General features: G+C 63.3%; 12 protein-coding genes and 1 pseudogene. 7 read left to right on the forward strand and 6 right to left on the reverse strand.

Annotation, left to right across the window (positions count from 1 at the left end; translation table 11 throughout):
• Positions 1-70: 70 nt before the first annotated feature.
• The 3 genes from mprF (at position 71) to CO664_RS16945 (ending at position 6,093) form a co-directional block, all read left to right on the forward strand.
• Positions 71-2,683, forward strand: coding sequence for a bifunctional lysylphosphatidylglycerol flippase/synthetase MprF (gene mprF, locus CO664_RS16935; RefSeq protein ID WP_097539404.1), 2,613 nt, complete (start codon positions 71-73; stop codon positions 2,681-2,683).
• Positions 2,680-4,062 (forward strand): AcvB/VirJ family lysyl-phosphatidylglycerol hydrolase, encoded by a 1,383-nt coding sequence (locus tag CO664_RS16940; RefSeq protein ID WP_097539405.1) that lies wholly within the window; start codon positions 2,680-2,682, stop codon positions 4,060-4,062. Before mprF ends, CO664_RS16940 begins: the two co-directional genes overlap by 4 nt.
• A 156-nt stretch (positions 4,063-4,218) precedes the next feature.
• Positions 4,219-6,093, forward strand: a complete 1,875-nt coding sequence (locus CO664_RS16945; protein ID WP_097539406.1) for an adenylate/guanylate cyclase domain-containing protein — start codon at positions 4,219-4,221, stop codon at positions 6,091-6,093.
• A 16-nt stretch (positions 6,094-6,109) separates the two neighbouring features.
• On the opposite strand, the gene purN is transcribed toward CO664_RS16945, so the two are convergent.
• Together purN and purM are read right to left on the reverse strand one after the other, a co-directional pair.
• Positions 6,110-6,775, reverse strand: a complete 666-nt coding sequence (gene purN / locus CO664_RS16950) for a phosphoribosylglycinamide formyltransferase (protein ID WP_097539407.1) — start codon at positions 6,773-6,775, stop codon at positions 6,110-6,112.
• Entirely contained in the window at positions 6,772-7,842 is a 1,071-nt protein-coding gene (gene purM / locus CO664_RS16955) for a phosphoribosylformylglycinamidine cyclo-ligase (protein ID WP_037413924.1), read from the reverse strand. The genes purN and purM overlap by 4 nt, the downstream gene beginning before the upstream one ends.
• Before the next feature lie 239 nt (positions 7,843-8,081).
• Here purM and CO664_RS16960 point away from each other — a divergent pair, with 239 nt between their 5' ends.
• The 4 genes from CO664_RS16960 to ppx all read left to right on the forward strand — a co-directional run bounded on the left by CO664_RS16960 (position 8,082) and on the right by ppx (position 13,707).
• Entirely contained in the window at positions 8,082-9,248 is a 1,167-nt protein-coding gene (locus CO664_RS16960; protein WP_097526482.1) for an AI-2E family transporter, read from the forward strand.
• Positions 9,232-9,921: a DnaA regulatory inactivator HdaA gene (hdaA, locus tag CO664_RS16965; protein WP_037413926.1), complete on the forward strand. Its 690-nt coding sequence runs from the start codon at positions 9,232-9,234 to the stop codon at positions 9,919-9,921. The genes CO664_RS16960 and hdaA overlap by 17 nt, the downstream gene beginning before the upstream one ends.
• A gap of 64 nt (positions 9,922-9,985) precedes the next feature.
• The gene (locus tag CO664_RS16970; RefSeq protein WP_086022722.1) at positions 9,986-12,172 is read left to right on the forward strand and encodes an RNA degradosome polyphosphate kinase; all 2,187 of its coding nucleotides are present in this window, start codon (positions 9,986-9,988) and stop codon (positions 12,170-12,172) included.
• An 11-nt stretch (positions 12,173-12,183) separates the two neighbouring features.
• The gene (gene ppx / locus CO664_RS16975) at positions 12,184-13,707 is read left to right on the forward strand and encodes an exopolyphosphatase (RefSeq protein WP_097526481.1); all 1,524 of its coding nucleotides are present in this window, start codon (positions 12,184-12,186) and stop codon (positions 13,705-13,707) included.
• A 71-nt stretch (positions 13,708-13,778) separates the two neighbouring features.
• Here the strand turns inward: ppx and CO664_RS16980 are convergent.
• From CO664_RS16980 to CO664_RS16995, 4 genes and pseudogenes are all read right to left on the reverse strand, one after another.
• Positions 13,779-15,128: pseudogene (locus CO664_RS16980) on the reverse strand (esterase-like activity of phytase family protein).
• 146 nt (positions 15,129-15,274) lie between these two features.
• Complete coding sequence (locus tag CO664_RS16985; protein ID WP_097539408.1) at positions 15,275-16,294, reverse strand: adenylate/guanylate cyclase domain-containing protein; 1,020 nt, start codon at positions 16,292-16,294, stop codon at positions 15,275-15,277.
• A gap of 160 nt (positions 16,295-16,454) precedes the next feature.
• A complete protein-coding gene (gene rnd, locus CO664_RS16990; RefSeq protein WP_097539409.1) occupies positions 16,455-17,606 on the reverse strand; it encodes a ribonuclease D in 1,152 nt (383 codons plus the stop codon).
• Between the two features lie 80 nt (positions 17,607-17,686).
• Complete coding sequence (locus CO664_RS16995) at positions 17,687-19,090, reverse strand: multicopper oxidase family protein (RefSeq protein ID WP_097539410.1); 1,404 nt, start codon at positions 19,088-19,090, stop codon at positions 17,687-17,689.
• Positions 19,091-19,129 lie beyond the last annotated feature (39 nt).

Here is a 19,129-nt window from a genome sequence, read left to right on the forward strand (position 1 = left end):
ATAATTCACTTTTTGTCGGCTGCGGGCTGAGGTAAATCCCTCGTGTCTACTCCAACGACACGGGCGATCCATGACGTCCCCTTCTTTCCTCCACGAAATTGAAGCGCAGCCAGAACCGGCCGAGGTCGGGTGGCGGCCATTCCTGAGGCGCAATCAACGTTATCTTTCCGCCTTGGGCACCCTCCTGATGATCGCGCTCTTCGGGGTGGCGATTTTTCACCTCACTGCCGAAGTGCAGTATGAGGATGTGGTGGCGGCACTGGCAGGCACGAGCTGGAGCGCGGTGGCAACCGCCATTCTGCTCACCGGTCTGAGCTTTCTCGCGCTTACCTTCTACGACGTCGGCGCACTCGACTACGTCAAACGCAAGCTCCCCTATGTCGACGTCGCTCTGACGGCAGCCTGCGCCTATGCTGTGGGCAACACCGCGGGCTTCGGACCGTTGAGCGGCGGCGCGATCCGGTACCGCTCCTATTCCCGTCTCGGCCTGGAGCCCGATGAAATAGGCCGGGTCATTGCGTTCGTCACGCTCGCCTTCGGCCTCGGTCTTGCCGCCGTCGCCTGCCTCAGCCTGCTCGCCGTTGCCGAATATGTTGCGCCGCTGATGGGGATCGAGCCGTTCTGGCTGCGGGCAATCGCCATGCTCGTGCTTGCCGCCATGCTCGCGGTCATGGTGGCGGCGCGGAGCGGTCATGAGGTGAGCATCGGCCGCGTCACCCTGCGCCTGCCGGATACCAGGACCTCGTCGCGTCAGTTTCTGGTAACGGCGCTTGATCTCGCTGCCTCCGCTACGGTGCTCTACGTGCTGCTGCCATCGGGCACGGTCGGCTGGCCGGCATTCCTGGCGATCTATTCCGTCGCGGTCGGCCTCGGCGTGCTGAGCCACGTTCCGGCCGGGCTGGGGGTCTTCGAAACGGTGATCGTCGCAACCCTCGGCCGCGCCGCCGATGTCGATGCGGTCCTCGGCGCACTGGTCCTCTACCGCGTGATCTACCATGTGCTGCCGCTGCTGATCGCCATTTTCGTGATCATCGGCATGGAGCTCCGCCAGCTCGCTGGACATCCGGCCGCGTCCAGCCTGCGCCGCGCCGGCGGACGGATGACGCCGCTGCTGCTTGCGACACTCGCTCTCGTGCTCGCCCTGATGCTGGTTCTTTCGAGCGTCACGCCGACGCCGGACGAGAACCTGGCCTTCCTCGCCGACCATGTCTCCCTGCCGATCGTCGAAGGGGCGCATTTCCTGGCAAGCCTGCTGGGCCTGGCCCTGGTCATCGTCGCGCGCGGGCTGGCACTGCGGCTCGATGGCGCCTGGTGGGCATCGGTCGTCATCGCGCTCACCGCGCTTTTGCTCTCGCTCGTCAAGGCGGTGGCGCTCGTCGAAGCAGGCATGCTCGCCTTCTTCATCCTCGGCCTCCTCGCGAGCCGCCGGCTTTTCGTCCGTCCCGCTTCGCTGTTCGGGCAGGCGCTGACAGTCCCCTGGCTGATGGCGATGGGCGTCATCTGCCTCGGTGCCTATGTCGTTCTGCTCTTCGTCTATCGAAACGTCGATTACAGCCATGAGCTCTGGTGGCAGTTCGAGTTTTCGGCGGAGGCGCCGCGCGGCCTGCGCGCGCTGCTGGGCGTGACGATCGGCGCGACCGCCGTGGCGATCTGGAGCCTCATGCGGCCGGCCACGACGGCAGTGGCGCTCGCATCCGAGGAGGAGCTCGAGCGCGCCATCGCCATTCTCGACGCCCAGGACATGTCTGATGCCAACCTGGTGCGGATGGGCGACAAGAGCATCATGTTCTCGGCGGACGGCCGCGCCTTCATCATGTATGGCCGCTGGGCGCGCTCCTGGATCGCACTTTTCGACCCTGTCGGGCCCTTGGATGCCTGGCCGGACTTGATCTGGCAGTTCATGGAGACGGCGCGTTCCAACGGCTGCCGTGCCGTCTTCTATCAGGTCTCGCCCAAGGGCCTAGCTTACTACGCCGATGCGGGCTTGAGGGCCTTCCGCCTCGGCGAGCTCGCCGAGGTCGACCTTGCGCGCTTCGAGATGAAAGGCGGCAAATGGGCGAACCTGCGCCAGCAGGTGAGCCGCGGCCAGCGGGATGGGCTGGAATTTTCACTGGTGGAGCCCGCCGATGTGCCGGCGATCCTGCCGGAACTTGCGCAGATATCCGATGCCTGGCTTGCGCACCACAGCGCCCGCGAGAAGGGCTTTTCGCTCGGCGCCTTCGATCCGGATTATCTTGCGGAACAGCCGGTGGCGATCCTCAAATGCAATGGCCGCATCGTCGCCTTCGCGAACATCCTTGTGACCGGCACCAAGGAAGAGGGATCCGTGGACCTGATGCGCTTCTCGCCGGAGGCGCCCCGGGGTGCGATGGACTTCCTGTTCGCGCAGCTGATGGAATATCTGAAGGCGCAGGGCTATCGGCGCTTCAATCTCGGTATGGCGCCGCTGTCCGGCATGTCTTCTCGCCGGCTGGCGCCGGTCTGGGACCGTGCCGGGCGGACCTTCTACGAGCACGGCGAACGCTATTACAACTTCAAGGGCCTGCGCGCCTTCAAGTCCAAGTTCCATCCGCATTGGCAGCCACGCTATCTGGTAGCGAGCGGCGGGCTCAACCCGATCCTGGCGCTGATGGACGCGACCTTCCTGATCGGCGGCGGCCTCAAGGGAGTGATAAGGAAATGACAGTCATGGGCAAAGTTCGGAAAGCCGCGGTCCTCGCGGCCCTTGTCCTCGGGGCGGCCAACCTCTCGGCGGCGGCCGAGGACGCGCAGAAGTTCGACACAGGGACGATCCCGTCGCCGCATATCCTGTTCCCCAATCAAGAGGCGGCAGGACTCGTCGTGCTGCTTTCGGATGCCGGCGGATGGACGGCGAGGGAGGATACCGCGGCTCGTGCGCTTTCCGACGAAAACGCGATCGTCATCGGCATCGACCTGAAGGCCTATCTGGCGTCGCTCGCCAAGGACGACGGTGACTGCATTTATACGGTCTCCGACCTCGAATCCTTGAGCCAGCAGGTGCAGCGCGCGGCGGGCAGCGGCGCCTATCGCCCGCCTGTCATTGCCGGTGTCGGCGCCGGCGGCGCAATGGCGCTGGCGATCGCCGCGCAATCCCCCGCCGCGACGATCGGCAGGACGCTCGCAGTCGATCCAGAAGAAGGAATCGCTCTGACCAAGCAGCTCTGCACGCCGGCCGAGAAGAGCCACAAGAACGACCGCATGGTGTACGGCTTGACCGACGGAGCCTTGCCCGACCCGGTATCCGTCACCTTTTCTCCGGCAGCGTCTGCGGCAGGTCGAGACCATGTCGCTGCGCTTGTCGAGAAGCATTCCGAAATCGAGACCGACGAGACGGACGACGAAGCCTATAAGGCGCTCTCCGACGCGCTGTCGGATTATCTAGGGGAGGATGACGAAGCGGATAATCCGTTCGGATTGCCGCTGACGGTCCTCGACGCCAAGCCGAGCCGCGATACGATGGCGGTGATCTATTCCGGCGATGGCGGCTGGCGCGATATCGACAGGGAGGTCGGCAATGTCCTGCAACAGCAGGGCGTTCCCGTCGTCGGCGTGGATTCGCTGCGCTATTTTTGGGCGGAGCGCCAGCCGCAGGAGAGCGCCAACGATCTTCAGCGGATCATCGACTACTATCGCAAGCGGTGGAATGTCCGAAACGTGCTCTTGATCGGCTACTCCTTCGGCGCCGATATCCTGCCGCGCATCTATAACCTGCTGCCGCCCGCAGAGCGGGCGCGCGTCCGCCAGGTGACGCTGATGGCGTTGTCGCATCAGGCGGACTTCAAGATCTCGGTCTTCGGTTGGCTCGGCGCGGAAGGGGCGGGCAGCGCGGGCGACCCGGTCGACGACATCAAGGCGATCGATCCGTCGCTGCTCCAGTGCTTCTACGGAACCGAGGAAGAGGACGATGCCTGCCCGGAACTGAAATCATCCGGCGCCGATGTTGTCGCTATCGAAGGGGGCCATCATTTCGACGAGGACTATCCGGCCCTGACGCGTCGCGTTCTCGACGGCCTAGACCGGCGGCTCGCTCAGGCGAAGTGAGCCGGCGCTTCCAATTGACCACCCCTCCACAATTGATCGGAAGGTGGGCGGTCTTAGCCGCACAAGATGAGACATTCGCTGGCCGCTGGGGTATGATTGGGTCGGCCTGGAATTCTGGCACCCGAGAGTGGCAGTACACGAAGACTGGGTGGTCACATGAACGATCCGACGGTGCACAGACGTTTGACGGCCATCCTCGCTGCAGACGTCGTGACGTACAGCCGCCTCATGGGCCAGGACGAGGCAGGCACTCACGCGGCATGGAAATCGCACCGCCGGGAACTGATCGACGCCAAGATAGCCGAGCATGAGGGTCGCATCGTGAAGCTCACGGGCGACGGATTCCTGGCGGAATTTCCAAGTGTAGTAAATGCTGTCACCTGCGCGGCCACGGTCCAGCGGGGTATGGTGGAACGCAATGCGGGTGTGCCGCAGCGCAGCCGGATAGAGCTTCGGATGGGCATCAACCTCGGGGACGTGATCGTCGAGGGCGATGACATATTCGGGGATGGCGTCAATGTGGCGGTTCGACTTGAAAGCATAGCGACGCCCGGCGGGATCGCGGTCTCTGCAGCCGTTCGAGATAACGTCGGCAATCGGCTCGATCTTCGATTCGAGGATATGGGCGAGCAGGCACTCAAGAACATCGACCGTCCGGTGCGCGCCTATGGCATTACCCTGGACTTTCCTACGGCTCTCCGAACGACCGGTTCGGATTCTAGCCAGCAAGATCCCTGGGAGATCGAAAAGCCGTCGATCGCGGTTCTACCTTTCAACAACATAAGCGGTGACCCAGAGCAGGAGTATTTCAGCGATGGGATCACCGAGGACATCATTACCGATTTGTCGAAAATATCCGGCCTGTTCGTCGTCGCCCGCAATACTGCCTATACATACAAGGGCAAACCGGTGAAGGTGCAGCAGGTGAGCCAGGATCTAAGGGTCAACTTTATCCTGGAGGGAAGCATCCGCAAGGCCGGGTCGCGTGTGCGCGTCACCGCGCAGCTCGTGGAGGGCAAGGGTGGTGGTCATGTATGGGCCGACCGCTACGACCGTGATCTCACCGACATATTCGCCCTGCAAGACGAGATCACCCATACCATCGTCGACCATCTGAAGGTCAAGCTGCTGCCAGAGGAGAAGAAAGTCATCGGTCGAGTCCCGACGGGGAATTTCGAGGCCTATGCGTATTACCTCAGGGGTCGGCATTTTCTGCACTGGCACTGCAAATCGCATTACGTGCTTGCGAAGCGCATGTTCGCAATGGCTGTCGAACTCGACCCGCTTTATGCGCGGGCCTATGCGGGAATCGCGGACTGCGATTCCTTCCTCTTCCTTCACTATAACGCCGATGTCTCGATTGACGGCATTCTGGCGACGAGCGCCAAGGCGCTGGACCTTGAGAGCGGCCTGGCAGAAGCGCATGCTTCACGTGGCCTCGCCCTCTCGCTTCGCGAGCGGCATTCGGAAGCGATGGCAGAGTTTGAGCAGGCGATCGCCCTCGATCCCAATCTTTTCGAAGCTTACTACTTTTATGCCCGTGCCTGCTTTACGCAGGGTAAGCTGGATGAAGCGGCCCGGCTTTTCCTGCGCGCCGCAGAACTCAAGCCGGATGATTACCAAGCCTTGCTTGTGCTCGTTAACATTCTCCGATCACTCGGGCGCGATCAGGAAATGAGGATGGCGGCACAGGAAGGTGTTGCGCGGGCCGAGCGTGAGCTCAGGCTGCGTCCGGAGAATGCGAGACCCGCCTATTTGGGAGCCTTGGGTCTCGCGGCGCTTGGAGACCGCGACCGTGCTAAGGAATGGGCAGGACGCGCCCTGGCCATCGATCCCGACGATCGTCTGGCGAAATACAACGTGGCCTGCTTTTACTCGCTCGAGGGTGAACATGACCGGGCAATCGATCTGCTCGTGGAGCTTCTCCCGCGCGCCACCCACGAAACAAAACGATGGGTGAAGTACGACTCGGACCTCGATCCCATCCGAGAACATGCGCGGTTCCCGAAGGTGCTTGAACTCCTCGGGTAAGAGACTTTGCCCCGTTTCAAAGCGCCGGAGAAATCAGCGCGCCAGAGGCATCGCCGACCGTGTGGCTGACGGCCCGCCCATCCTGCATCGTGACCTTGCCCTCGGCGACCTGTCGGAGCGCCAGCGGATAGGTCTTGTGCTCGACCGTCAGGACGCGCGCGGCGAGCGTCTCCGGTGTGTCGCCGGCAAGGATCGGGACGGCGGCCTGGGCGATGATCGGGCCGTCGTCCATGCCCTCGGTGACGAAATGCACCGTGCAGCCGGCAAGCTTCATGCCCGCCTCGAGGGCGCGTTGATGCGTATGCAGCCCCGGGAAAAGCGGCAGCAGCGACGGATGGATGTTGAGGATCCGGCCTGCGTGGCGCTTTATGAAGGCGGCGGACAGCAGGCGCATATAGCCGGCAAGGCAGATGATGTCCGGCTGCAGCCGGTCGAGCTCGGCGAGGATCGCCGCTTCGTGATCTTCCTTGCTTTGGAAGTCCTTGCGCACGAACGAGGCTGTGGCGATGCCGAGCGCTGCCGCCTTGGCAAGGCCGCCGGCTTCCGCCTTGTCGGAAATGACGGCAATGATTTCGGCCGGAAAATCCGGTTCGGCCGCGGCTTTCGCCAGCGACAGCATGTTGGAGCCGCCGCCGGAGATGAAGACGATCACCTTTTTCTTCCTGGCCGGGGATAGACTCATAGGGCGAGGCTGCCCTTGTAGATCGTGCCGGCGGCACCCTCTTCGCGCGCCACCATGCGGCCGAGCGGGAAGACGGTTTCGCCTTCACCGGCAAGCACCGCCGCGACCCTGTCGGCTTCCGCTGCCGGAACGACGGCGATCATGCCGACACCGCAATTGAAGGTGCGCAGCATCTCATTGGCGGCGACGCCGCCGGTCTTGGCCAGCCAGGAGAAGACCGCCGGCGGCTTGACGGCGTCGAGGTCGATCTCGGCGGCGAGATGCTTGGGCAGCACGCGCGGAATGTTTTCCGGAAAGCCGCCGCCGGTGATGTGCGCCAGCGCCTTGATCGCGCCGGTCTCGCGGATTGCCTTCAGGAGCGGTTTCACATAGATGCGGGTCGGGGTCATCAGCCCTTCGGCAAGTGTGCCCTCGCCGAAGGGCGCAGGCGCGTCCCAGGAAAGGCCAGAGAGCGAGACGATCTTGCGGACCAGCGAATAGCCGTTCGAATGCACGCCGGAGGAGGCAAGGCCGAGGATGACGTCGCCTTCCGCAATGTCGCCCGCCGGCAGCAACTGCCCGCGCTCGGCCGCGCCGACGGCAAAACCGGCAAGATCGTAGTCGCCGCCGGAATACATGCCCGGCATTTCCGCCGTTTCGCCGCCGATCAGCGCGCAGCCCGCCTCGCGGCAGCCGGCGGCGATGCCGGCGACGATTGCCGCCCCCTGGTCGGGATCGAGCTTGCCGGTGGCGAAATAATCGAGGAAGAACAAGGGTTCGGCGCCCTGCACGACAAGGTCGTTGACGCACATGGCGACGAGGTCGATGCCGACCGTGTCGTGCTTGTCGGCGTCGATGGCGATCTTGAGCTTGGTGCCGACGCCGTCATTGGCGGCGACAAGGACCGGATCGGTGAAGCCGGCCGCCTTGAGATCGAAGAGGCCGCCGAAGCCGCCGATCTCGCCGTCGGCTCCGGGACGCCGGGTCGAGCGCACATGCGGCTTGATCTTTTCGACCATCAGATTGCCGGCATCGATATCCACACCCGCGTCGTTATAGGTGAGGCCGTTCTTTCCCGACTGGCTCATGCTCGTTCTCCAAGGCTCGTCGTATTTTGCGGATGCGATTGGCACGGTAAGCTAAGGAGTGCAAGCGGAGAGGCCGGGCCTTGCGGCCTTTTTTCACGTTTTTGCCTTCGCTCATCGCCTTCAGGCGCGAACGGAGCGGATTGAAGGCAGCCGGGCTTGACCTGCGCGCGCGCTGCACCCTATCTCGTCGGACGAAGATGCGGGCGCGCACCGTGCGACGACCGCGGGACGGGGACACCATGGGCAATCGGATCAGCGGTTTAGGACTTCAGCGCCAGATCTTCTTCTGGCTGCTCGTGCTCGCCGCCTTCATCGCTTTCCTGATGGTCTTCAGTTCCATCCTCCTGCCGTTCCTCGCCGGGATGGCGCTGGCCTATTTCCTCGACCCGGTCGCCGACCGGCTGCAACGCCTTGGCCTCAGCCGCCTGATGGCGACGATCGCCATTCTTGTCGCCTTCGTCCTTCTCTTTGCGCTGTCGCTGATCATCGTCATCCCGCTGATCTTCACCCAAGCGGCCGATTTCATCCAGAAGATGCCCGGCTATGTCGCCAGGCTTCAGGCCTTCGTGGCGGATACCACCCAGTCGACCCTCGTGCCGGACTGGCTCGAGGCGCAAATGGCGACGATCAAGGAGAATTCCGCCAAGCTTCTCGAACAGGGGGCAGTCTTTCTCGGCACCCTTTTCCAGCAGCTCTGGAATTCAGGCATGGCGCTCCTGGATATCCTGTCGCTCTTCATCATCACACCGGTGGTCGCCTTCTATCTGTTGCTCGATTGGGACCACATGGTCGAGAAGGTGGATAGCTGGGTGCCGCGCGACCATGTCGACGTGGTGCGCCAGATCGCCCGCGACATGAACACGACGATCGCCGGCTTCGTTCGCGGCCAGGGCTCGCTATGCCTCATTCTCGGCCTTTACTATGCGGTCGGCCTGTCGCTTGTGGGCCTGAATTTCGGCCTGCTGATCGGCTTCTTCGCCGGCATGATCAGCTTCATCCCCTATGTCGGCTCGCTGGTCGGCCTGGTTCTTGCCGTCGGCGTGGCGATCGTCCAGTTCTGGCCGGACTATCTCTGGATCCTGCTCGTCCTTGCCGTCTTCTTCACCGGCCAGTTCCTCGAAGGCAACGTTCTTCAGCCTAAGCTGGTCGGCAAGAGCGTTGGCCTCCATCCCGTCTGGCTGATGTTCGCGCTGCTTGCCTTCGGCGCGCTGTTCGGCTTCGTCGGCCTGCTCGTCGCGGTGCCGGCGGCTGCCGCGGTCGGAGTGCTTGTCCGTTTCGGCATCCAGCGATACCTTGATAGCGACCTCTATCATGGGCATAGGGCGGCCGCGAACCAGCAGTCGGAGGGCCAGGAGCCCAGCCGACCTATGCCGTCCTCCAGAGCAAAGCATGACAAGACGTCCTAACGAACAACTGCCGCTCGTCTTCGGCCACGACCCGTCAACCGGCCGGGAGGATCTGCTTGTCTCCGATCGCCTGAGCGCGGCCATTGCAATCGTGGATCATTGGCCGGATTGGCCGTCGCCGGTCGTCATCATCGCCGGTCCGGTCGGTTCCGGGAAGTCGCACCTCGCCAGCATCTGGCGAGAGGCGTCGGGTGCCGAACCGATCCATCCCGTTGCCGGTACGGACGCCGCCGACGTCGCCGCTTCGAAGCCGGTGCTTTTCGAGGATGTCGACCGAAAGGGTTTCGACGACACGGCGCTGTTCCATGTCATCAACAGCGTCCGCCAGAACGGTACGGCGCTTCTGATGACCTCGCGGCTGTGGCCGATGTCCTGGCCGGTGACCCTTCCAGACCTCAAGTCGCGCCTCAAGGCCGCCACCGTTGTCGAGATCGGCGAACCGGACGACGAACTCCTGACGCAGGTGCTCTTCAAGCTTTTTGCCGATCGCCAGCTGCTCGTCGACGAGCGTTTCGTGGCCTATATAGTCAATCGGATGGAGCGCTCGCTAGAGGCTGCACAGACCCTTGTCGAGCGGATGGACCATCTGGCGCTTGCCCGCGGCACGCGGTTGACGCGGGCCCTTGCGGCGGAAGTCTTGGAAGAACTCGCAATTGCCCGCCGGCCCGATTGACTGTCACAGAACCGTCGTCAAAGTGGGATAGCTCGTTCATCCGGAGCAATGGGGTCTGATGGGAATGGATAACGCGACGTCTGCAATCACCGAAAACAGGGCGCCGGCGGAGCAAATTGACCTTCTGACGAGCCCCGAGCGTTTCATCAACCGCGAGTTCTCGTGGCTTCAATTCAACCGCCGGGTACTCGAGGAGACGCTGAACACCGCGCATCCGCTCCTGGAGCGCGTCCGCTTCCTGTCGATTTCAGCTGCCAACCTCGACGAATTCTTCATGGTCCGCGTCGCCGGCCTCGAGGGCCAGGTGCGATCGGGCGTTTCGTTGCGCAGCCCGGACGGCAAGACGCCGGCCGAACAACTCGACGAGATCCTGAAGGAGATCGACAATCTCCAGATGGAGCAGCAGGCATCGCTCGCAGTCCTCCAGCAATATCTCGCCAAGGAAGATATTCTGATCGTGCGTCCGGCTTCTCTTTCGGCGCAGGACAAGAGCTGGCTCGCCAATGAATTCGACCAGTCGATCTTCCCGGTCCTGACGCCGCTTTCGATAGACCCGGCGCACCCGTTCCCGTTCATTCCGAATCTCGGCTTCTCCATGGGCCTGCAACTCGTCAGTAAGACCGGCCGCGAGCCGATGACGGCGCTCCTGCGCCTGCCGGTGGCACTCGACCGGTTCGTCCGCCTGCCGGACGTCAAGAACGTCATCCGTTACATCACTCTCGAAGATGTCGTCGGCCTGTTCATCGACCGCCTGTTCCCGGGCTATGAGGTTCAGGGTTCGGGGACGTTCCGGATCATCCGCGACAGCGATATCGAAGTCGAGGAAGAGGCGGAAGATCTGGTCCGGCTGTTCGAGACGGCGTTGAAGCGCCGCCGCCGCGGGTCGGTGATCCGCATCGAAACCGATTCCGAAATGCCGGCGTCGCTGCGCCAGTTCGTCGTGCACGAACTCGGCGTTCCGGACAACCGCGTTGCCGTGCTGCCCGGGCTGCTGGCGCTCAACACGCTTTCCGAAATCACCAAGGCGCCGCGCGAGGACCTTCGTTTCGAGCCCTATAATCCACGGTTCCCGGAACGCGTCCGCGAGCACGGCGGCGACTGCCTCGCCGCGATCCGCGAGAAGGACATGGTGGTCCACCATCCTTACGAGTCCTTCGACGTCGTCGTGCAGTTCCTGCTGCAGGCGGCGCGCGATCCCGACGTGCTGGCGATCAAGCAGACGCTCTATCGTACCTCCAACGACAGCCCGATCGTGCGCGCGCTTATCGATGCCGCCGAGGCAGGCAAGTCGGTCACCGCGCTTGTCGAGCTCAAGGCCCGCTTCGACGAGGAGGCGAATATTCGCTGGGCACGCGACCTCGAGCGCGCCGGCGTCCAGGTGGTCTTCGGCTTCATCGAATTGAAGACCCACGCGAAGATGTCGATGGTCGTGCGGCGGGAAGAGGGCAAGCTCAGGACCTATTGCCATCTCGGCACGGGCAACTACCACCCGGTCACGGCGAAGATCTATACCGATCTTTCGTTCTTCACCTGCAATCCGGTGATCGCCCACGACATGGCGAACATCTTCAACTTCATCACCGGCTATGGCGAGCCGGAGGCGGGGATGAAGCTCGCGGTCTCGCCGCACACCATGCGCCCGCGGATCCTCAAGCACATCGAGGAGGAGATTGCGCACGCCGAAGCGGGTCGGCCGGCGGCGATCTGGATGAAGATGAACGCGCTCGTCGATCCGGAAATCATCGATGCTCTCTACCGGGCAAGCCGCGCAGGCGTAGAGATCGATCTCGTCGTTCGCGGCATCTGCTGCCTGAGGCCCCAGGTCCCCGGGCTTTCCGAAACCATCCGTGTCAAGTCCATCGTCGGCCGCTTCCTCGAGCATTCCCGGATCTTCTGCTTCGGCAACGGCCACGGCCTGCCTTCGGAAAATGCGCTTGTCTATATCGGTTCGGCGGATATGATGCCGCGCAACCTGGACCGGCGGGTCGAGACGCTCGTGCCTCTCATCAACCGGACTGTGCACGAACAGGTTCTTTCGCAGATCATGCTTGGCAATCTCATCGACAACCAGCAGAGCTACGAGATTCTTCCGGACGGCACCTCGCGCCGCATGGAAGTCGACAAGGACGCCGAGCCGTTCAACGCGCAGCATTATTTCATGACCAATCCCAGCCTTTCGGGCCGGGGTGAGGCTCTGAAGTCCAGTGCACCGAAGCTGATTGCCGGCTGGAATAGCGGTTGGCGCAAGTAAACTGGAATCGCATGGTCGAATCTGAAGCGCAGGGGCGTCTGCCCGGCATACGCCCGGTGTCCGTCGTGGACATCGGCTCCAACTCCATTCGCCTCGTCGTCTACGAGGGGCTTAGCCGTGCCCCGACCGTGCTCTTCAATGAGAAGGTGATGTGCGGCCTCGGCAAGGGCATCGACGCCACCGGCCGGATGGAGGAGGAGAGCGTTCAGCGGGCGCTGAAAGCGCTGCACCGGTTCCGTGCGCTGTCCGACCAGGCCCGCGCCACGCAAATGTATGTGCTGGCGACGGCCGCCGCGCGCGAGGCCTCGAACGGCGCCGTCTTCATCGAGAAGGCGGAAGCCATTCTCGATCAGAAGGTTCGGATCCTCACCGGCGAGGAGGAAGCCTATTACTCGGCCATGGGCGTCGTCAGCGGCTATCACGATCCGGATGGCATCGTCGGCGACCTTGGCGGCGGTTCGCTCGAACTGGTCGAGGTCGAGGGCAGGCGCATCGGCAACGGGATCACCTTGCCGCTCGGCGGCATCCGGCTGTTCGAGCACAGCAACGGCTCCCTGAGCCGGGCGCGCACCTGGGTGCGGAAGTTCATGAAGGGCGCGGATGTACTGGGGCGGGGTACCGGGCGCACCTTCTACGCCGTTGGCGGAACCTGGCGCGCCATCGCCAAGCTGCAGATGGAAATGCGTGGCTATCCGCTGCACATGATGCAGGGCTATGAGATCTCCTATGACGAGGCGATGGCGATCCTGGCCGAAGTGATCGAGCCCAAGACCCTGAAGCCCTCCGCCTTCGCGACGATTTCCAAGAGCCGTCGCAGCCTCTTGCCATTCGGCGCCGTGACGATGCAGGAGGCGATCTCGATCATGAAGCCCGAGCGCATTTCGTTTTCGGCGCTTGGCGTTCGCGAAGGCTACCTCTACTCGCTCCTTTCCGACGACGAACGCCTTCAGGACCCGTTACTGACCGCTGCCGACGAGATCGCCATCCTGCGCGCCCGCTCCCCGGAACATGCGCGCGAGCTTGCCGAGTGGACCGGGCGGATGGTGCCGCATTTCGGCATCGAGGAAGCCGAGGAGGAGCGCCGTTACCGCGAGGCCGCCTGCCTGCTGGCGGATATCAGCTGGCGCGCGCATCCGGACTATCGCGGCCTGCAGGCGTTGAACATCATCGCGCACTCCGCTTTCACCGGCATTACCCATGCCGGCCGCGCCTATATCGCGCTTGCAAATTATTATCGTTTCGAGGGGCTCAACGACGACGGCGCCACCAGCCCGCTCGCCGGCATCACCACGCCGCGCCTGCTCGAACTGGCAAAGCTGCTCGGCGGCCTGTTGCGGGTTGCCTATCTCTTCTCCGCCTCGATGCCGGGCGTCGCGCGCCATCTGACCCTGCGGCCGTCGCCGCGGCCGGAGGTCGATCTCGAATTCGTCGTGCCCGCGGCCTATCTCGATTTCGAGGGCGAACGTCTCGACGGCCGCCTGCAGCAACTGAGCCGGCTGACGGGCAAGAAGCTCGCTTTCCACTTCGAGAGCTGAGCGGTCACCAAGCGGCGTCGTTTCAGATGGTGGGAACGGTCGCGCGCGGGTCTCCACGCGCGACCGTTCGGTTATTCGGCTTTCAGGAAGTCGCCGACTTCGAGCAGCACGAATTCGTTGTCGTCTGCCTCGTCGAGCGCACGTCCGGCGGAGAAGGGCAGGTTGTTGTCGTTGCCGACGATGATATGCGCGTCGTCGACGCGATCGACGTTCTCGATGGTGACGAAAGGCATGTCATAATAGCCGTCGCCGCCCTGGCGCTTCCTGTTGTCCGGATCGGAAATCTTCAGGAGGTCGATGTAACCGATCTTGCGCACGGCCTTGCCGACATACTCATCGTCCATCGCGATCTTGTAGACGCGCTTCAGCTTTGACCCGACCGCGAAGCAATCCGGCTTCGGATCCTTGGGATCGACGCAGGCCTTGTCGACGGTGCCGGCACCATTGTCGCGCTCGATTACCAGCGCCGACTTTTCGTCGAGCATATTGAAGTCGCCGATCGCCTCGCCGCCTTCGGCGAGCGGATAGAGCCAGCTACGCCCGGTCCAGGCCTTGGCTGCGGCCTCGAGCTCGACGATGCGGAGCGCCGGGCGGCCATCCGCCTGTTCGACCGTTTCGCCGTCGGTCCAGATCGGCCCCTCGAGCAGGCCGTAGAGTTTGGTGCCGTCCTTGGACAGAGCCAGACCTTCATAGCCGCCGGAGCGCTTGAGGTTGAAAGCGGGCGCCCTCTTCGACGGGTCCGCCTGGAGCGTCAGCGTCGGATTGTCCGGCGACAGCACCGGCTTGCCGTCCACCGTCGTCGGGATCACGTCGGTGAGCTTGCCGGTCGTCGAACTTCAGCACGTAGGGACCGAATTCTTCGCCGATCCAGAAGCCGTCGGCGACCGGCTGGATCGACTCGACGTCGAAGTCTCCGCCGGTGAGATAGCGTGTGGCAGAGCCTTCCATGACGATCGGGAAGGGCGCCTTGCGGTCGGGATCGGACAGGAAGACGGTTTTCAATGCTTCGACCTTGCCGGCGTCCCAGTCGATTTTCAGATGATGCAGCATCAGCATCGCGTCGGTCGAATTGAGCTTGTTGCCGAAGCCATTGTCCGAAAGGCTCCAGAAAGTGCCGCCCGCATCGCCTTGATGCCGGAGAAGCCCTGCATCGGCTGGCCGTTGAAGGGGAGAGAAAGGCCGGTCGGGCGGACGCCGTCCTTGCCCGCTACGCTGCCGAGCTCCGTCGCGCGGTTGCGGTCGGCGGTCGAGAACTTGCCCGACGTCTTGAGGTAGTCCGCCGCATCCGCAGGCGCGGCGATGATCGTATTGGCCGGCAGGACCGCATGGGCCTTCAGCGTCGCCGGAAAGGCCTTTTCATCGGCGAGCGCGGTGGTCGCCGACAGGAGCGTCAAGGCAACGGCGAGGATGGATTTCGTCATCAAATTCACCTGGGTTCGAGCTGTGTCGCTTCCCGATAGGCGGCTTTGATGACGGCGAGTTGACGCTTCTCTGACAGGCCGGTGAAGCTTTGATGACGGCCATACCGGCCGCCCAGGGGAGCGAAGACGGTGCCTCCCGGCGCGCGCTACAGTTGCACGGCGCGCAGCGAGAATACCCCGAGTTTCTGGCCGCGTCCCTTGATCTCGTGCTCTCCCAGGTCATCGCTTCTGACGAAGGTCGGCAGGCGCATGCGCCGCAACAGATCGGCGGAAATCAGCACCTGCCGATCGAGTGTTCGGCAGAGACCTTCGAGACGCGCCGTCGTGTTCACGGTGTCCCCGAAATAGGTGATCTTGTGCCTGTCGACGCCGATTTCGGCGGCAACGATCGTTCCGCCGTGGAGGGCCGCGCGCAGGCGTGGGACCTCGCCGTACACCTTGTGCCAGCGGGAGGCGGAAGCTTGGACCTGGTCGAGAATGTCGAAGACGCAGCGAATGCAGGCGGCGTCGGCCACGGCTCGGTCAAAAGGCCAGGTGATGACCGCGGCGTCGCCGATATAGTCGTCGATGGAGCCGCGATAGCGCAGCACCGGATCGGCGAGCTCCGCAAACAGTTTGCCGAGATATTCCTGCATCCTGAGGTCGCCGAAGCGCTCGGCATAGGCGGTCGAGCCGGCGACGTCGATAAACAGGAATACGCGTTCCTCCTGCACCGGCTTGCGGTAGCGTCCCATAAGCAAGCTCAGGAAGACGTCGCGGCCGAGCAGTTCCCGCACCCGCAGCACGAAAATGATCGGACCGGAAACGACGAGCGCATAGACGAGCACATTGAAGGACGGCACCATCGCCTCGCTCCAGGACTGCTGCAGCACGCCCGTCGTCTTCAGCACCACCCCCGCCGCCACAAAACCGAGATTTTCGACGGCGAAATAGACGGCGATGGAGGACAGGAGAAAGGCTGGTGTCGGAAGGCTGTGGATCGCCCTGTAGAGGCGGCGCAGGATGATGCGGCGTTCAAAGGCAAGGACCGGCATGCAGATGAACACCGCAAAGGTCGCGCCGATCAGCGCTCCGTCGCCATAGACGACCCATGCATAGGCCACGCCGCTGCCGGCAAGAACCAGAAGCAGGAAAATGAATTCGAGCGTGGAAAATCTCCAGCGCATGCGCGATGGCCTCGGGAATCAAACAGCGGAAGGAATGGCCGCGCCTGCGGAAGTCTCATTCGCGGCAGTGCGAACACCTGATCCGTTGAGTCGGATCAGCATTTCAATTCGTCTGGCTAAGACCGGATTCGGGCGGAAAGGTGTTGGCGGCTGCCGCCGTTCAACCGCCGATTTCCATCGCCTCGATCTTCTTTCCGACGAAGCGAAGCGCCACCTCGCCATTGATAAGCTTCAGCGCCATGTCGCCGAAAAGCTCCCGGCGCCAGCCGTGCAGCGCGGCGACGTCGGCCTTTTCGCCTTCGGCGGCGATCCGATCGAGATCGTCGCTGCTGGCGATGATCTTGGCCGCCACGCCCTCCTTTTCGGCGATGAGCTTCAGGAGCACTTTGAGCATCTCGCCCGCTGCCGCAGCGCCCTCCGGCGCGTGGTTCTGGCGCGGCAGGCGGGGCAGATCGGCCTTCGGAAGCGCCAGCGCCTCGGTGACCGCCTCGATGATCGCGGTCCCGGCAGCGGAACGCTCCCAACCCTTGGGAATGGTCCTCAGCCGGCCGAGTGCTTCCGCATCCTTCGGCTGCTGCTGGGCGATCTCGTAGATCGCGTCGTCCTTGATGATCCGGCCGCGCGGCACGTTGCGGGACCGTGCTTCGCGCTCGCGCCAGGCGGCGATCTTCTGCAGCACCGCCAGCTCGATCGGCTTTCTGACGCGCATCTTCAGGCGCTGCCAGGCATTCTCCGGGTGAAGATCGTAGGTCTCCCGGTTCTCCAGAATGGCCATTTCCTCGGCCAGCCAAGAGGAGCGTCCTTCCCGCTCGAGCTCCGCCTTGAGGTAATGGTAGATGTCCCTGAGATGCGTTACGTCGGCCAGCGCATATTCGAGCTGCTTGTCGGTGAGCGGCCTGCGGCTCCAGTCGGTGAAGCGCGACGACTTGTCGATCTGCACGTTCTTGATGCGGCTGACGAGCTGGTCATAGGAGACGCTGTCGCCGAAGCCGCAGACCATGGCCGCCACTTGCGTGTCGAAAAGCGGATGCGGAATGAGGTTGCCGAGGTGGTGGATGATTTCGATGTCCTGGCGCGCCGCGTGGAAGACCTTGACGACGTCGGCATTGGCCATCAGCGCGAAGAAGGGCGCGAGGTCGATTCCCGGCGCCATCGGATCGACGATCACCGCCGCATCCGGGCTCGCCATCTGGATCAGGCAGAGTTCCGGCCAGAATGTGGTCTCGCGCAGAAATTCCGTGTCGATCGTAATATAGCTCGAGCGGGCCAGCTCTTGGCAGGCGGCCTCCAGTTCTAACGTCGTCTGAATCATCGGGACTGAAATCACTATGGCGAAAATGAGGCTTGAGCCTTCCCTCTATCGTTTCGCTGCGGCGGTAACAATCGAAATTGTCAGATAATTTTGAAATAGCCGGTCATCCCGGTCTTTTGATGTTCGATGATGTGGCAGTGGATCACCCAGTCGCCGGGGTTGTCGGCCACGAGCGCCACCTCCGCCTGTTCGTCCGGCAGGAGCAGGACCGTGTCGGTTGGCGGCGGCAGGAACCTCCGCTTGTTTGAGCTGAGGATGCGGAAGCTCAAGCCGTGCAGGTGGATCGGGTGCGCATGCGGCGTGCGATTGGCGATTTGGAGCACATAGCTTTTGCCGAGCTTCATTTCCTCGATCGGCGCAATCGGCTCGGGCGTGTCCCCCGGCCACGGAACCTTGTTCAGCGCCCAGAAGGTGTAGCCGAGCGATCCGCAGATCGACGGCGTCGCCTTGTGTTCCGCGGTCGCCGTGAGCTCGAGCGGAATCCGTTTCGCCGTCGATAGGTCGGCTTCGGCGACAGGGTTGGCGGGGAGGGGAGCGACGTCGCCAAGATCCCGATTCAGGGCAGGTCCGGCCGCCCGGAAGCTTGCAATCGTCCAAGGGTTCGAGCCGCGGAAGTTGCCAAGCGTCGCGCGCGCCCCTTCGCTATAGGGCATGCGCAGGACGAGATCGACGCGCTGCCCCGGCCCGATATCCAAGCGGTCGAGCAGGAACGGATGTTTGACCGAGTTGCCATCGAGCGCGACCACCTTCGCCTTTGCGCCCTCTACACCGACCGTATAGATCCGCGTCACGTCGGTCGCCACGATCCTGGCGCGGACGAGGCCGCCGGCGGGCGCGTCGTAAACCGGTTCCTTCTGCCAATTGGCGGTTCTGACCGTTCCGTAGGTGCCGCCCCGCGCCGCATCCCGCGGTTTGAACGGGTCGATATATTTCCCCCCGGCGCCAAGCCGCCAGTCGCGAAGATTGAGGACAATCTCGGCGTCGTAAATGGGGTCCGCCGGATTCTCGACGACGATGACGCCGGTGAGGCCGTGGCCCATCTGTGTCAGCGTGTTGCAATGGGGATGGTACCAGAAGGTGCCGGCGTCGGGCGGGGTGAAGACATAGTCGAAGTGATCGCCGGGATAAACGTAAGGTTGGGTCATCTCCGGCACTCCGTCCATGGCGTTAGCGACCCGCAAGCCGTGCCAATGGATCGTTGTCGGTTCATCGAGCCGGTTCACCAGCCTGGCCGCATAGGCCTGGCCCTTGCGCATCCTCAAGACCGGCGGCATGCCGGAATGGGGCGCATCGCCGAGCCCGTAGGTCATGACGGGCGTCACGCCGTCGGCCGCCGCGATCTGCGCTTGCGCAAGCTGTGCCGTCAGCACATGCGGTTCGGCAGTCGCTTCGGCGCGTGCTGCAAGTCCGGCGCCGAGCGCAAAGGCGCCGCCGAGCGCCGCCGAGCCCTGAAGAAAACTGCGGCGGCTCAGCATCGGGGTCATGGCGTCCACATTCGAAAAAGGCGGGCGGCAGAGCGATGG

The sequence above is a fragment of the Sinorhizobium sp. NG07B genome (genome assembly GCF_002532005.1).
Classification (GTDB): Bacteria; Pseudomonadota; Alphaproteobacteria; order Rhizobiales; family Rhizobiaceae; genus Sinorhizobium; species Sinorhizobium fredii_C.

What these genes read in the sequence shown, in the direction of transcription:
- purM (WP_037413924.1), bottom strand. Translation starts at nt 7,842, where the DNA reads ATGAGCCAGTCGGGAAAGAACGGCCTCACCTATAACGACGCGGGTGTG.
- purN (WP_097539407.1), bottom strand. Translation starts at nt 6,775, where the DNA reads ATGAGTCTATCCCCGGCCAGGAAGAAAAAGGTGATCGTCTTCATCTCC.
- hdaA (WP_037413926.1), top strand. Translation starts at nt 9,232, where the DNA reads ATGACAAGACGTCCTAACGAACAACTGCCGCTCGTCTTCGGCCACGAC.
- CO664_RS16945 (WP_097539406.1), top strand. Translation starts at nt 4,219, where the DNA reads ATGAACGATCCGACGGTGCACAGACGTTTGACGGCCATCCTCGCTGCA.
- mprF (WP_097539404.1), top strand. Translation starts at nt 71, where the DNA reads ATGACGTCCCCTTCTTTCCTCCACGAAATTGAAGCGCAGCCAGAACCG.
- CO664_RS16995 (WP_097539410.1), bottom strand. Translation starts at nt 19,090, where the DNA reads ATGACCCCGATGCTGAGCCGCCGCAGTTTTCTTCAGGGCTCGGCGGCG.
- CO664_RS16970 (WP_086022722.1), top strand. Translation starts at nt 9,986, where the DNA reads ATGGATAACGCGACGTCTGCAATCACCGAAAACAGGGCGCCGGCGGAG.
- CO664_RS16985 (WP_097539408.1), bottom strand. Translation starts at nt 16,294, where the DNA reads ATGCGCTGGAGATTTTCCACGCTCGAATTCATTTTCCTGCTTCTGGTT.
- CO664_RS16940 (WP_097539405.1), top strand. Translation starts at nt 2,680, where the DNA reads ATGACAGTCATGGGCAAAGTTCGGAAAGCCGCGGTCCTCGCGGCCCTT.
- CO664_RS16960 (WP_097526482.1), top strand. Translation starts at nt 8,082, where the DNA reads ATGGGCAATCGGATCAGCGGTTTAGGACTTCAGCGCCAGATCTTCTTC.
- ppx (WP_097526481.1), top strand. Translation starts at nt 12,184, where the DNA reads ATGGTCGAATCTGAAGCGCAGGGGCGTCTGCCCGGCATACGCCCGGTG.
- rnd (WP_097539409.1), bottom strand. Translation starts at nt 17,606, where the DNA reads ATGATTCAGACGACGTTAGAACTGGAGGCCGCCTGCCAAGAGCTGGCC.